This is a genomic window from Curtobacterium guangdongense (assembly GCF_049341845.1).
GTDB classification, from domain to species: domain Bacteria; phylum Actinomycetota; class Actinomycetes; order Actinomycetales; family Microbacteriaceae; genus Curtobacterium; species Curtobacterium guangdongense.
In genome coordinates this window covers 106597-119425 of record NZ_JBMPIT010000006.1, presented here as the reverse complement: position 1 = coordinate 119425, position 12829 = coordinate 106597, and the positions used below count along the sequence as shown (strand labels likewise).

The 12829-nt window shown below is 70.9% G+C and carries 12 protein-coding genes and 1 tRNA gene; 11 read left to right on the top strand and 2 right to left on the bottom strand.

The window, feature by feature from the left end:
- Entirely contained in the window at positions 1-462 is a 462-nt protein-coding gene (locus tag ACO0E1_RS10785) for a RidA family protein (protein ID WP_422874186.1), read from the top strand.
- Between the two features lie 77 nt (positions 463-539).
- On the opposite strand, the gene acs is transcribed toward ACO0E1_RS10785, so the two are convergent.
- Entirely contained in the window at positions 540-2507 is a 1968-nt protein-coding gene (acs, locus tag ACO0E1_RS10780) for an acetate--CoA ligase (RefSeq protein ID WP_422874185.1), read from the bottom strand.
- Between the two features lie 626 nt (positions 2508-3133).
- Between acs and ACO0E1_RS10775 the strand changes: the two genes are divergently transcribed.
- The 10 genes from ACO0E1_RS10775 (at position 3134) to ACO0E1_RS10730 (ending at position 11532) form a co-directional block, all read left to right on the top strand.
- Complete coding sequence (locus tag ACO0E1_RS10775; protein WP_422874184.1) at positions 3134-4159, top strand: TadA family conjugal transfer-associated ATPase; 1026 nt, start codon at positions 3134-3136, stop codon at positions 4157-4159.
- Positions 4156-5001 (top strand): hypothetical protein, encoded by an 846-nt coding sequence (locus tag ACO0E1_RS10770; protein ID WP_422874183.1) that lies wholly within the window; start codon positions 4156-4158, stop codon positions 4999-5001. The genes ACO0E1_RS10775 and ACO0E1_RS10770 overlap by 4 nt, the downstream gene beginning before the upstream one ends.
- 83 nt (positions 5002-5084) lie before the next feature.
- A complete protein-coding gene (locus ACO0E1_RS10765) occupies positions 5085-5297 on the top strand; it encodes a DUF4244 domain-containing protein (protein WP_422874182.1) in 213 nt (70 codons plus the stop codon).
- Entirely contained in the window at positions 5281-5631 is a 351-nt protein-coding gene (locus ACO0E1_RS10760; RefSeq protein WP_422874181.1) for a TadE family type IV pilus minor pilin, read from the top strand. Before ACO0E1_RS10765 ends, ACO0E1_RS10760 begins: the two co-directional genes overlap by 17 nt.
- Positions 5628-6131 (top strand): Rv3654c family TadE-like protein, encoded by a 504-nt coding sequence (locus ACO0E1_RS10755; protein ID WP_422874180.1) that lies wholly within the window; start codon positions 5628-5630, stop codon positions 6129-6131. Before ACO0E1_RS10760 ends, ACO0E1_RS10755 begins: the two co-directional genes overlap by 4 nt.
- Complete coding sequence (gene topA / locus ACO0E1_RS10750; RefSeq protein ID WP_422874179.1) at positions 6107-8872, top strand: type I DNA topoisomerase; 2766 nt, start codon at positions 6107-6109, stop codon at positions 8870-8872. The genes ACO0E1_RS10755 and topA overlap by 25 nt, the downstream gene beginning before the upstream one ends.
- A complete protein-coding gene (gene tmk, locus ACO0E1_RS10745) occupies positions 8869-9501 on the top strand; it encodes a dTMP kinase (protein ID WP_422874178.1) in 633 nt (210 codons plus the stop codon). The genes topA and tmk overlap by 4 nt, the downstream gene beginning before the upstream one ends.
- 52 nt (positions 9502-9553) lie before the next feature.
- A complete protein-coding gene (locus ACO0E1_RS10740; RefSeq protein ID WP_422874177.1) occupies positions 9554-10696 on the top strand; it encodes a DNA polymerase III subunit delta' in 1143 nt (380 codons plus the stop codon).
- A gap of 80 nt (positions 10697-10776) precedes the next feature.
- Positions 10777-11412: a TetR/AcrR family transcriptional regulator gene (locus ACO0E1_RS10735; RefSeq protein WP_422874176.1), complete on the top strand. Its 636-nt coding sequence runs from the start codon at positions 10777-10779 to the stop codon at positions 11410-11412.
- Positions 11413-11456: 44 nt separating this feature from the next.
- A tRNA-Thr gene (locus ACO0E1_RS10730) sits at positions 11457-11532 on the top strand.
- 96 nt (positions 11533-11628) lie between these two features.
- On the opposite strand, the gene ACO0E1_RS10725 is transcribed toward ACO0E1_RS10730, so the two are convergent.
- Positions 11629-12684: a BLUF domain-containing protein gene (locus ACO0E1_RS10725; RefSeq protein ID WP_422874175.1), complete on the bottom strand. Its 1056-nt coding sequence runs from the start codon at positions 12682-12684 to the stop codon at positions 11629-11631.
- Between the last annotated feature and the right edge of the window lie 145 nt (positions 12685-12829).

Below are 12829 nucleotides of genomic sequence, written 5' to 3'. Positions count from 1 at the left end.
ATGACCGTCGCGGCACGTCTCGCCGAACTCGGCCTGGAGATCCCGACCGTCGCGGCTCCCGTCGCCGCGTACGTCCCGGCGGTCGTGACCGGGCAGTACGTCTACACCGCAGGGCAGTTGCCGTTCGTCGACGGCGCGCTGCCGGTGACCGGCAAGGTCGGCTCGGACGTCGACGCGGAGACCGCGACGGCCCAGGCACGGCAGGCGGCACTCAACGCGCTCGCGGCCGTGCAGTCCGTCGCCGGATCGCTCGAGCACGTCGCCCGCGTCGTCAAGGTCACCGTGTTCGTCGCGTCCGACCCGTCGTTCACGGGCCAGCCCGGCGTCGCCAACGGCGCGTCGACGCTCGTCGGCGAGGTCTTCGGCGACGCCGGCGTCCACGCGCGGAGCGCGGTGGGCGTCGCGGTGCTGCCGCTGGACGCACCGGTCGAGGTCGAGCTGGTGGTGGAGCTGACCGCCTGACGGCAGCAACCGACGCAGGGAACGCGAGCAGGGCCTCCAGTCAGGACGGACTGGAGGCCCTGCTCGCGTGGACGGGACTACATGAGTTCCGCGATGGTCGCCATGATCGTCGGGTCGGCCAACGTCGTCGTGTCGCCGATGCGGCGGCCCTCCGCCGCGTCGCGGAGCAGCCGGCGCATGATCTTGCCCGACCGGGTCTTCGGCAGTTCCGGCACGATCGTGATCTGCCGCGGCTTCGCGATCGCACCGATGCGCGTGCCGACCCAGGCGCGGAGCTCGGCGGTGACGGCGTCGCGGTCGACGCCGTCGGCCGCTTCGGACGTCAGGATCACGAACGCGACGATCGCCTGACCCGTGGTCTCGTCGGCCGCCCCGACGACGGCCGCCTCGGCCACCCCTTCGTGCCCGACCAGTGCCGACTCGATCTCCGCGGTGGAGAGCCGGTGTCCGGAGACGTTCATGACGTCGTCGACCCGGCCTTGCACCCAGATGTCGCCCTGCCCGTCGAGCCGCGCACCGTCGCCGGCGAAGTACCGGCCGGGGAAGCGGTCCCAGTACGTCTCGACGAACCGGTCCGGGTCACCCCAGATGCCGCGCGCCATCGACGGCCACGGCTCTGTGATGGTGAGGTAGCCGCTCTCACCAGGGTCGGCGCGGTGCCCGTCCTCGTCGACGATCTCGGCGACGATCCCGGGCAGCGGGGTCTGTGCTGCGCCCGGCTTGAGCTTCGTCACACCGGGCAGCGCGGAGATCATGATCGCGCCGGTCTCGGTCTGCCACCACGTGTCCACGATCGGCGTGCGGTCGTGCCCGATCACCTGGCGGAACCAGTGCCACGCCTCGGGGTTGATCGGTTCGCCGACGCTGCCGAGGAGTCGCAGGGTGTCGAGACTGCGGGCGTCCGGGACCTGGCGCCCGCCCTTCATGGCGGCGCGGACGGCGGTCGGCGCCGTGTAGAGGACCGTCACGCCGTACGCGTCGACGAGGTCCCACCAGCGGCCGGGCTTCGGCTCGTCCGGGGTTCCCTCGTAGAGGACCTGCGTCACGCCGTTCGCGAGCGGGCCGTAGACGACGTACGTGTGCCCGGTGATCCAGCCGATGTCGGCGGTGCACCAGTAGACGTCCTTGCCCGGGTGCATGTCGAACACGTTCTTGTGCGTGTACGCGGCCTGCGTGAGGTAGCCGCCCGAGGTGTGCACGATGCCCTTCGGCTTCCCGGTCGTGCCCGACGTGTAGAGGATGAAGAGCGGGTTCTCCGCGGGGAAGGCCTGCGGCTCGTGGGTCGGGGCCGCCTTGGCGAACTCGTCGTGCCACCAGAGATCGCGGTCGTTCCACGCGATGTCGTTGCCGCCGCGCTTGACGACGACGACGTGCTCGACGCTGTCGGTGCCCTCGCCCTGCAGGGCTTCGTCGACCGCCGGCTTCAGCGGGGCGACGGCCCCGCGGCGCCAGCCACCGTCCGCGGTGACGACGAGCTTCGCGCCGGCGTCCTCGATGCGGGCGCGGAGGCTCTCGGCGCTGAACCCGCCGAACACGACGGAGTGCACGGCGCCGATGCGGGCGACCGCGAGCATCGTGACGACGGCCTCGGGGATGAGCGGCATGTAGACGACGACGCGATCGCCCTGCTCGACACCGAGGTCCGTCAGCATGTTCGCCGCGCGCTGCACGTCGGCGGTCAGCTCGGCGTAGGTGATGCGCCGGGTGTCGCCGGGAGCGCCCTCGAAGTGGATCGCCACCCGGTCCCCGTTGCCGGCGCGGACGTGTCGGTCGAGGCAGTTCTCGGCGACGTTCAGCGTGCCGTCGTCGAACCACTTCGCGAACGGCGCCCCGGACCAGTCGAGGGTCCGCGTGAACGGTGTGCGCCAGTCCAGGAGGCTCGTGGACTGCTCGGCCCAGAACGCTTCGCGGTCGGCCGCGGCGGCGTCGTGCAGACCCTGGTCCGCGACGGCGTCCGCGACGAACTCCGGGGGCGGCGGGAAGGTGCTGCTGTCGTCGTGGTGGCCGTCGTCGTGTCGTTCGTCGACGTTGGTCGGAGTGGACATCGATGTCCTTTCGCGTCGTTGCGTCCGGGGGTGCAAACGGAGACTACCCCTCGGCGTGGGGCCGTCGTGCGTGGGGCTGTCGGGGCGTTCCGGGCCGTGGAACCCGTGATCCGTCGGTGGGTTCTCCTTCCGGTCGGAGGGATTCGGTGAGGACGCGGCGCGTCGGGGTTGCCCGCAGGGGCTCGTCGTGGGGTACAGTAGATCCCGCCGGACTCGTTTCCGGCGGCATCGGATCGGATTCCCCCCAATCCTCCGTTGTCCTGGCGGCACCTGTTCCCCCCAACCGGTGCCGCCTCTTCTTTTCCCCGGACCGGTCCGCCGTGCAGCGTCGCACGACGGACCGGATTCGTCGGGGGCGATCCGCGTCCGTCCGCGGAACGGTGGACAGACCGGTCCATGCTGCTGCATGTACCTCGGTCGGCGGCGGGCGAGCACCGCGGTGCCTCCGGTGGTGCGTGTTCGCGTCGTGCGCGTCCTTCCGCGGTGTCGACCGGCCGCCGGGTGCTCCGGGGTACGTGCATTGTGATCGGGGGACAAAACTGTCCACTGGTGTGGATGACGAGCCCGGCCTCCCCGATTCGTGGCGAGCGGCGAGCGCGGCGTCACGGGGACCTAGCGTTCCGCAGATGCACCGCCACCGCGCCGTCCCCTCGCCGTTCCTCCCGGGTGCCGCCGTGCCTCGACGCGCCCGACCGGGGATCGACCCGGTCGAGTTCGAGGAACTCGCTCCGCTCGTGGCGGACGACACAGTGACCGACGTGCTGGTCTCCGGCGGTCTGGGCGTGTGGCTCGACCAGGGCGACGGGCTGGTCGACTCCGGGATCGTGCTGGACGAGGGACGGACACGCGAACTCGCGACACGCCTGGTCGCGCTCGGGGGTCGGCACGTCGACGAGAGCACGCCGGTGGCGGACGTCCGGCACGGTGACGGGATCCGGGTGCACGTCGTCCTGGCGCCGATCTCCGTGCGGGGCACGACGCTGTCCCTCCGCCTGCCCCGTGGTGCACCGCCGACGCTCGACGCGCTCGAGCGGAGCGGGACGTTCGAGCGTGTGCCCCGCGGGTTCGTGGAGGACGCCGTCCACCGCCGCCGCAACGTGCTCGTGTCCGGGGCGACCGGCAGCGGGAAGACGACGCTCCTCGCCGCGATGCTGGCCACCGTGCCGCGCGACGAGCGCATCGTGACGGTGGAGGAGGTCGCGGAACTCCGGATCGCCCACCCGCACGTGGTGTCGCTCGAATCGCGGCAGGCCAACGCCGAGGGTGCCGGAGCCCTCGGTCTCGACCGGCTCGTCCGCGAGTCCCTCCGGATGCGTCCGGACCGGATCGTGGTGGGGGAGTGCCGTGGGGCAGAGGTCCGCGAGCTCATGTCCGCACTGAACACCGGACACGACGGTGGCGCCGGCACGGTCCACGCGAACGGTCTCGACGACGTCCCCGCCCGCCTGGAGGCGCTCGGGGCGCTCGCCGGGCTCGGGCCGACCGTGCTGTCCCGGCAGGCGGTCAGTGCGTTCGACCTGGTCCTCCACGTGGAGCGTCGGCGGGGCGTGCGTCGGCTCGCAGCGGCCGGGAGGCTCGGGGTCGACCCGGTAGGGCGGCTCACCGTCGAACCCGTGGTCGCGGGCACCGGGCGGTCGGGTCGGCGCGGATGACGCGTCCTGCTCGTCGGGGTGGTGCTGATGCGGTGGGGGCGGCGCGGTTGCTCGACCGTGTCGCGACGCTCGTCGCCGCAGGGGTACCGCCGTCGCGGGCATGGGCGCTCGCGGCAGCGGCCGGCCCGCCCGTGGTCGCCGGTCCCGCCTGGGAGGACGTGCGCGCCGTCACGACGGTCGCCACCAGGACCGGTGCGCCGGTCGCGCCGACGCTCCGCGCCCTGGCGACGGCCCTCCGGCGGGCAGCGGCAGGAGACCGAGCCGTCCGGGTGGCGCTCGCCGGGCCACGGACGAGCGCGAACGTGGTCCTCGCACTGCCGGTGCTCGGACTGCTGCTGGGATCGCTGTGGGGGATCGACACGATCGGTGTGCTCACGGGGACGCCGATCGGCTGGGCGTGCTGCACCGGTGCCGCGCTGTTCGTCGGGGTCGGCCGCGCCTGGTCGGCACGACTCGTCCGCGCAGCGACGCCCACCGGCCGGATCCCCGGCATCCTGCTCGACGCCTGGGCCGTGGCACTGTCCGGCGGCGGGTCGTGGTCCGGTGCCGGGGACGCCGTGCGCGCGGCCCTGCCGTACGCCGATGACACGACGGAACGACGACGACTCGGCGAGGTGCTCGACCTCGCACGGCGCGCAGGGGTGCCGGCCGCAGCACTCCTGCGCAGCGCGGCCGAGGACCTGCGGGACGACGTCGCGTCGGAGTCGCTCGCGGTGGCGGAGCGGCTCGCGGTGCGCCTCGTGCTGCCGCTCGGGACCTGCGTCCTGCCGGCGTTCGTCCTCGTCGGGGTGGTGCCCGTCGTCGTCGGGATCCTCTCCTCCACCGTGAACGGAACGGGGTGATCGCTCCACGGGTTCGCCGCTCGCCGCCCGGCCCGGACGAATGGTCGCGAGGCTGGGTGCACCAGATCAGAAGGGACCCCATCATGACCGAACGACCGAACCCACCGTCCGCACCGCGGGGCCGAACGGCCTGGCTCTCCACCCGGCTCCGCGACGACCGCGGTTCCGCGACCGCCGAGTACGCCGTCGTCATCCTCGCCGCCGTGGCGTTCGCGGGGGTCCTCGTCGCGGTGATGCGCTCCGGGGAGGTCCAGTCGATCCTGACCGAGCTCGTCCGCGGTGCCCTGTCACTGTGAGCGCGGCTCCGACGACCGCGGGGCGGTCACCGTCGAGTTCGCGGTCGCGCTCCCCGTGTTCGCGGTGGTCGTGTCGCTGGCCATCGCGGGCGTCGTGCTCGTCGACGGGCAGGGACGGCTCCAGTCCGCCGCCGCCACTGCCGCCAGGGCGTACGGCCGTGACGACGACGCCGCGGCTCGAGCGGCGCTCGCCGGGATCGCCCCGGGAGCGACGAGCGCCGTGACGCGGTCCGACGAACTCGTGTGCGTCGTCGCCGAACGCCGGTCTGGACCGGGGCCGCTCGCGGCGATCACCCTTCGTGGTGCGTCGTGCGCGGCGACGGGCGGCCGGTGAACGATCGCGGGTCGGCGACGGTCCTGCTCGTCGCCGTCGTCGCCGCGGTCACGATCGTCGTCGGCGCGGTGCTCACCGCTGCCGGTGGTCGGGGCGCGTCCGTCCGCGCACAGTCGACGGCGGACGCGGCCGCGCTCGCCGGCGCGGCGGCCGCCGTCGGGCTGGTGTCCGGTGCGCCGTGCGACGCCGCGTCGCGGGTGGCCAGGCGCGGCCGCGCGGACCTCGCCGGTTGCTCGACGAGCGGCGCGTTCGTCCGCGTCGTCGTCGAGCTCCGGTCCGGTCCGCTCCGTCTCGGGGCGACCGCGGTCGCCGGTCCCCGGCGGACGCCTGCCGATCGACCGGACCGACATCGTCCGGCGGCCATCCCCGCCACTGTGTGTATGGTGTGCCTGTCGGCCCGCCGGTCATCGATGTCCCGGTCGACCCGGACACTTCCGTGTCCCAGGGCCGACAGCACCATCGATCAAGGAGTCACGTGCCAGGCACGAAGAAGCTCGTGATCGTCGAGAGCCCCGCGAAGGCGAAGACGATCGCGCAATACCTCGGTGACGGATACGAAGTCCAGGCGTCAGTCGGACACATCCGTGACCTCGTCGAGCCCAAGAACCTGCCGGCAGAGCTGAAGAAGGGCTCGCTCGGCAAGTTCTCGGTCGACGTCGACAACGGGTTCGAGCCGTACTACGTCGTCTCCGACGCGAAGAAGAAGACCGTCGCGGAACTCAAGCGTGCCCTCAAGGACGCCGACGAGCTCTACCTCGCAACAGATGAAGACCGCGAAGGCGAAGCCATCGCGTGGCACCTGCTGCAGGTCCTGAAGCCCAAGGTCCCCGTCAAGCGGATGGTGTTCCACGAGATCACCAAGGAAGCGATCCAGCGCGCCCAGGAAGCGACGCGCGAACTCGACACGGCACTCGTCGACGCGCAGGAGACCCGCCGCATCCTCGACCGCCTCTACGGGTTCGAGGTCTCCCCGGTGCTGTGGCGCAAGGTCGGTCCGGGGCTGTCGGCCGGTCGTGTGCAGTCCGCTGCCACCCGCCTCGTCGTCGATCGTGAGCGCGAGCGCCTCGCGTTCGTCTCGGCGAACTACTGGGACCTCACCGCCCGGTTCGAGAAGGCCGGGGACAGCGCGTTCACTGCCCGCATCGCCCGGATCCACGGCGCCCGTGTCGCGTCCGGCCGTGACTTCGACGACCGCGGCACGACGACCTCGGACGCCGTCGTCCTCGACGAGGCCTCGGCCACCGCCCTGAGCTCGGTGCTCGAACGCGCCGGCGACGCCGTCGTCCGCAGCGTCGACTCGAAGCCCTACACGCGTCGACCCGCCGCGCCGTTCACGACCTCGACGCTGCAGCAGGAAGCCGCGCGCAAGCTCCGCTTCTCGGCCCGCCAGACGATGAGCGTCGCGCAGTCGCTGTACGAGAACGGCCACATCACCTACATGCGAACCGACTCCGCGTCGCTCTCGCAGCAGGCGATCGCCGCCGCCCGGAAGCAGGCGGCCGACCTCTACGGCGCCGAGACGGTCCCGGACAAGCCCCGCAGCTACGCCGGCAAGAGCAAGAACGCCCAGGAAGCCCACGAGGCGATCCGTCCGGCCGGTGACGTGTTCCGCACGCCGTCGCAGATGGAGAAGGTGCTCCGCGGCAACGACTGGAAGCTCTACGACCTCATCTGGAAGCGCACGGTCGCGTCGCAGATGGCGGACGCGAAGGGATCGACCGCGTCGGTCGTGCTCGGCATCACCTCGACGGAGTCCGTCGAGGGCATCGCCTCCACCGCGAACGGCACGGACGTCGAGTTCACCGCGTCCGGCACCGTGATCACGTTCCGCGGCTTCCTCAACGCCTACGAAGAAGGCAAGGACGAGGAACGTCACGAGGCATCGTCGAACCGCGCGGACGCCAAGCTGCCGTCGATGACCGAGGGCGACCACCTCGGCGTCGACGAGGTCGAGGCGAAGGGCCACGACACGTCGGCCCCGCCGCGCTACACCGAGGCGAGCCTGGTCAAGACCCTGGAAGAGCTCGGCATCGGCCGACCCTCGACCTACGCGGCGATCATCTCGACGATCGTGGACCGTGGGTACGTCACGCCCCGTGGCAGCTCGCTCGTACCGAACTGGATCGCCTTCAGCGTGGTGCGCCTGCTCGAGGACTACTTCGGCGACCTGGTGCAGTACGACTTCACCGCCGAGATGGAGAACGACCTCGACCGCATCGCCAGTGGCGAGGAAGACCGCGTCGACTGGCTCAACGGGTTCTACTTCGGCGGCGGCGACCAGCGCGGTCTCCGGACGGTCATCGACAACCTCGGTGAGATCGACGCGCGAGAGATCAACTCCGTCGAGCTCTCGCCCGGCCTGACCCTCCGCATCGGCCGCTACGGCCCGTACATCGAGACGCCGAGCGACGACCCGGAGAAGCCGCGTCGTGTGAACGTCCCCGAGGACCTCGCTCCCGACGAGCTCACCGCCGAGAAGGCGCGTGAGCTGGTCGAGGCGCCGGTCGTCGGTGACCGCGTCGTCGGCATCAACCCGGAGACGGGCAAAGAGGTGCTCGCCAAGGACGGCCGGTTCGGCCCGTACGTGACCGAGCGCACGCCGGAGCCGGAGCCCGAGGTCGACCCGTCCACCGGAGAGGTGCTCAGCAGCAGCAGCACCACCGCGACCGCGACCGCCACGAAGGCCGAGCCCGCGACGAAGGCGAAGAAGACGACGAAGAAGGCCGCCGCGCCGAAGGAGCGCACGGCGTCCCTGTTCAAGTCGATGGACCCGCAGTCGGTCGACCTCGAGACGGCGCTGAAGCTCCTCGACCTGCCCCGCACCGTCGGCGCCGACCCGGAGTCCGGCGACGAGATCACCGCGCAGAACGGTCGCTACGGTCCGTACCTGAAGAAGGGGACGGACACCCGCACGCTGCCGAGCGAGGACGCGATCTTCGACGTCGACCTCGCCGGTGCGCTCGAGCTGTTCGCACAGCCGAAGTACGGCGCGAAGCGTGCGGCCAGCGCCGCGCTCAAGGAGTTCGACGCCGACCCGGTGTCCGGCAAGCCGATCAAGATGAAGGACGGCCGGTTCGGTCCCTACGTCACCGACGGCGAGACGAACGCGACCATCCCGCGTGGCGAAGACGTGGAAGCGGTCGACTTCGAACGCGCCGTCCAGCTCATCGCCGACAAGCGCGCGAAGGGTCCGGTCAAGAAGAAGACGACGACCCGGCGCGCTCCCGCCAAGAAGAAGTGACCGGCCGGTTCATCACCCTCGAGGGCGGCGACGGCGCGGGGAAGACCACCCAGGCCGAGTCGCTCACCGAGTGGCTCGAGGCGAACGGACGCACCGTCGTGCGGACGCGTGAACCAGGGGGGACGGACCTCGGGCTCCGCATCCGCGAGATCGTGCTGCACGAACGCGGCCACGTGTCCGCAAGGGCCGAGGCGCTGCTGTACGCGGCGGACCGTGCTCATCACATCGAGACCGTCGTGCGTCCGGCGATCGCCCGTGGCGACGTCGTGCTCCAGGACCGGTACATCGACTCGTCGGTGGCGTACCAGGGTGTCGCCCGCGGCCTCGGTGCCGAGCACATCCGCTCGGTGTCGGACTGGGCTGCCGACGGCCTCGTGCCGGACCGGACGGTGCTCCTCGACCTCGACGTGACCGAGGGGCGCGCCCGAGTGGCGGCCGCCCGCGGCGACACCTTCGACCGCCTCGAGTCCGAGGCGGCTGCCTTCCACGAGTCGGTCCGCGCGGCGTTCCTCGGCATGGCCGCGGCCGAGCCCGAGCGGTTCCTCGTCGTCGACGCGGCCGAGCCCGCCGACGTCGTCCAACAGCGGATCCGCCGCGCACTCGCCCCGCTCGTCGAGATCGACGCATGACCGGGCTCGTGGCTCGATCCGCGGCGTCGGTGGTCCCTGGGAGGATCTCCCTGTGAGCGTGTGGGACGGCCTGACCGGGCAAGAAGAAGCGGTCGCCGCCCTCCGCAGCGCGGCCGAGGCCCCGGACGGCACCGGTGGCATGACCCACTCGTGGCTGATCACCGGCCCGCCCGGGTCAGGGCGGTCGAACGTCGCGACCGCGTTCGCCGCGGCCCTCGTCGGCTCCGGCCCGGACGACGACCACACCCTGCGGCAGATCACCGCCCACACGCACCCCGACGTCTCCGTGCTCACGACGCAGCGCGTCATCATCACCATCGACGAGATCCGCCAGCTCGTCACCTCCTCGTACTACTCGCCGTCGGTCGGCCGCTGGCGCGTGGTCATCATCGAGGATGCCGACCGGATGACGGAGCGCACGTCGAACCTGCTGCTCAAGGCGCTCGAGGAACCGCCGGAGCGCACGGTCTGGATCCTCTGTGCCCCGAGCGAAGCCGACCTGCTGCCGACGATCCGCTCCCGCGTCCGGTCGGTCCGGCTGCGGGTCCCCGGCATCGAGTCCGTCGCGGACCTCATCGTCGCGCGCACCGGCGTCGACCGTGCGCTCGCCATGGACGCCGCCCGGCAGGCGCAGAGCCACATCGGCATGGCGCAGCGCCTCGCCACGAGCGAAGACGCCAGGGACCGCCGTCGACGAACTCTGCAGACCGTGCTCCGGATCCGCAGCGTCGGCGATGCCGTGACCGCCGCGGCCGAGCTCCTCGCGGTCGCCGACGAAGACGCGAAGGCGATCACCCAGCAGCGGGACGCCGAGGAGCGCGACGCAGCACTCCGGTCGCTCGGGGTGGAGCCGGGCGGAACGGTGCCGCCGGCACTCCGGTCGCAGCTCCGTGCGATGGAAGAAGACCAGAAGCGTCGTGCCACCCGGAGTCTCCGTGACGGCCTCGACCGGATCCTGGTCGACGTCTCCTCGCTGTACCGTGACCTGCTGCTCATCGGACTCGGTGCACCGGGGGAGCCGGTGAACCTCGCCATGCAGGACGACCTCGACCGGGTCAAGCAATCGGTCCCGCCGGCGGCCGCCCTCGAGATCCTCGACGCGATCGCGTTGGCGCGGCAACGCATCGCCGCGAACGTCGCGGCACTGCTGGCACTCGAAGCGCTCCTCGTCACAGTGGTCCGGGCGCTGCGCTGATCCGGGCGCGGGAAGCCGACCCAGGCGCGGGAAGCCGACCCAGGCGCGGGAAGCCGACCCAGGCGTGGGACAATCAGCCCATGCCCGATGCAGAACCCGGCCTGCGTGAACGGAAGCGACGCGCCACCCGACTCGCGATCCAGCAGGCTGCCCTCCGCATCGCGGTCGAGGACGGCCTCGCCGCGGTCACCGTGGACGAGGTCTCGCGCCGCGCCGACATCTCGCCGCGCACGTTCTTCAACTACTTCCCGAGCAAGGAGCAGGCGATCCTCGGGGACGACCCGACGCTGCCGGAGGACGAGGTCCTCGACGCCTTCGTCGCCGGCAGTCCGGCCGGTGACCTCCTCGCGGACGTCGGTGCCCTGCTCGTGCACTCGACGCAGGAGCTCATCGAGGAGCGCGGCCTGATCGAGGAACGGCAGCAGGTGCTCCGCGCCAACCCGGAGCTCTTCAGCCAGCGCATGGCGTCGATGAAGGAGTTCCAGTCGACCCTCGAGTCCGTGATCGCACGGCGGCTCGCGAACGACGACCCGACCTTCGCCGAGGACGAGGCCGCACTCCGACGCCGCGCCCGGCTCGCCTCGCTGGTGTCGCTCGCGACCTTGCGGCACGCGTGGTGGGAGTGGTCGGAGTCCCCTGCCGAGTCCCACCTGGTGGACGATCTGCGGCGGTCCTTCGACGAGCTCGGCGCGCTCGTTTCGCGCTCGCTCGTCTGAACCTGTATAGTTATGACCCGTGCCGCTCCGGGAACGGAGCGTCCGCCGCCTTAGCTCAGTCGGTAGAGCGATTCACTCGTAATGAATAGGTCGTCGGTTCGATTCCGACAGGCGGCTCCAGGAAAAGCCCCGGTCAGATGCCCTCAATGGGAATCTGGCCGGGGCTTCTTTTGTTTCTGGTGCACACGGCAGTGCACACAACGCCGAAGTTGGCTCTCAGGGAGCGTCGAGGTCGTAGACCGGTGAGATGTCCCAGTAGGCGGGTTGCTCGTATGACTCGGACCAGCCGCGCCGCATTCGGGTTGCGGCTCGGTCGAACTCGTCGACGACGTCTGTTCCTGGCACTAGGAGCGCGTGGATGCGAAGGCCATCGAAGAGCGCCACGAGCTGCTTTGCTCCACGCTCGGGGTTCATCGTTGCCGGTTCTCGACCTGCCGCGACGTCCGCAGCGAGAGCGTTCCGCACGATGCCGACGAAGTCGCTGTAAGCCTCTCGGTACCGTGTCGCGGCAGGCGCGTTCGGGTCAGCGGCAGAGGCGAGCGCGGACACGATCAATCGGTCCAGTCCGGGTTCTTCTGCGTACGCGCCGATCAGCGCGTGCAGGTACGCAACCGCACCGCGTTCGGCCGCGAGCGGGAGAATTGGGGTCGCGACGGCGGTGATCCACTGTGTCAGAGCTGCGGCCGCGATGTCGATCGGGTGTGGGAACAAGCCGCGCACCTCGGAGACTGGCATCCCCGCGTGGTACGCAACGTCCTCGTGGGTCAGTCGTTCCGGCCCGACTTCGCGCAGCACCGAGATTGCCCCGTTCACGGCCCGGTTGCGTGCTGAGCCATCGGAGACGCGGCTGGTCAGCGGTGCGAGGGGGTGGGTGCGGAACCATTCCAGGAGCGCCCTGGCCCGTGACGCGCTGATCTCGTGTTCGGTCGGTCGGCCCTTCGCAAAGAGGTCAACGAAGCCCGGCACGTCACGGATGAGCGGGTCCAGCGGTTGGAACGCCATCGACCAGGTGGGGAACGCCCGATCTTCGATTGGATCGTCGCAGAGCAGCCGCACGTTCGTGTGTGACGGGTGCTGACGGACTTCTTCGAAGCGAGCCCGAACGGCGGCGTCATCTCCCTCGAGGATGCCGAGGCAGTTCTCGTCGCGATGCGCGAGAATTCCGGTGACCCCGGCGACGGTGTTCTTCTCGCGACCTACGACGAGGATCTGGGCAAGTTCAGCATCAGTGAGGGGATGTGTTTGCGTGCTGATGTAGACGATGGAACGCATGGATCGGCCTCCTGGGGCTTCGAACGAGCATGCGGGCTCGCGACTCGAGTCAACAGGGCGGGCTTTGTGCTGACAACCCCGCGTTCTGAGGGCAGGTGCGAACCGCCATCGTTCTTGCGTTTTGTGGCTCGAAGTCGAGCCAGAT

Bases quoted from the DNA above. Each gene is read 5' to 3' on its own strand.
- ACO0E1_RS10725 (WP_422874175.1), bottom strand. From the start codon at position 12,684: ATGCGTTCCATCGTCTACATCAGCACGCAAACACATCCCCTCACTGAT.
- ACO0E1_RS10765 (WP_422874182.1), top strand. From the start codon at position 5,085: ATGACCGAACGACCGAACCCACCGTCCGCACCGCGGGGCCGAACGGCC.
- ACO0E1_RS10770 (WP_422874183.1), top strand. From the start codon at position 4,156: ATGACGCGTCCTGCTCGTCGGGGTGGTGCTGATGCGGTGGGGGCGGCG.
- acs (WP_422874185.1), bottom strand. From the start codon at position 2,507: ATGTCCACTCCGACCAACGTCGACGAACGACACGACGACGGCCACCAC.
- ACO0E1_RS10785 (WP_422874186.1), top strand. From the start codon at position 1: ATGACCGTCGCGGCACGTCTCGCCGAACTCGGCCTGGAGATCCCGACC.
- ACO0E1_RS10775 (WP_422874184.1), top strand. From the start codon at position 3,134: ATGCACCGCCACCGCGCCGTCCCCTCGCCGTTCCTCCCGGGTGCCGCC.
- ACO0E1_RS10735 (WP_422874176.1), top strand. From the start codon at position 10,777: ATGCCCGATGCAGAACCCGGCCTGCGTGAACGGAAGCGACGCGCCACC.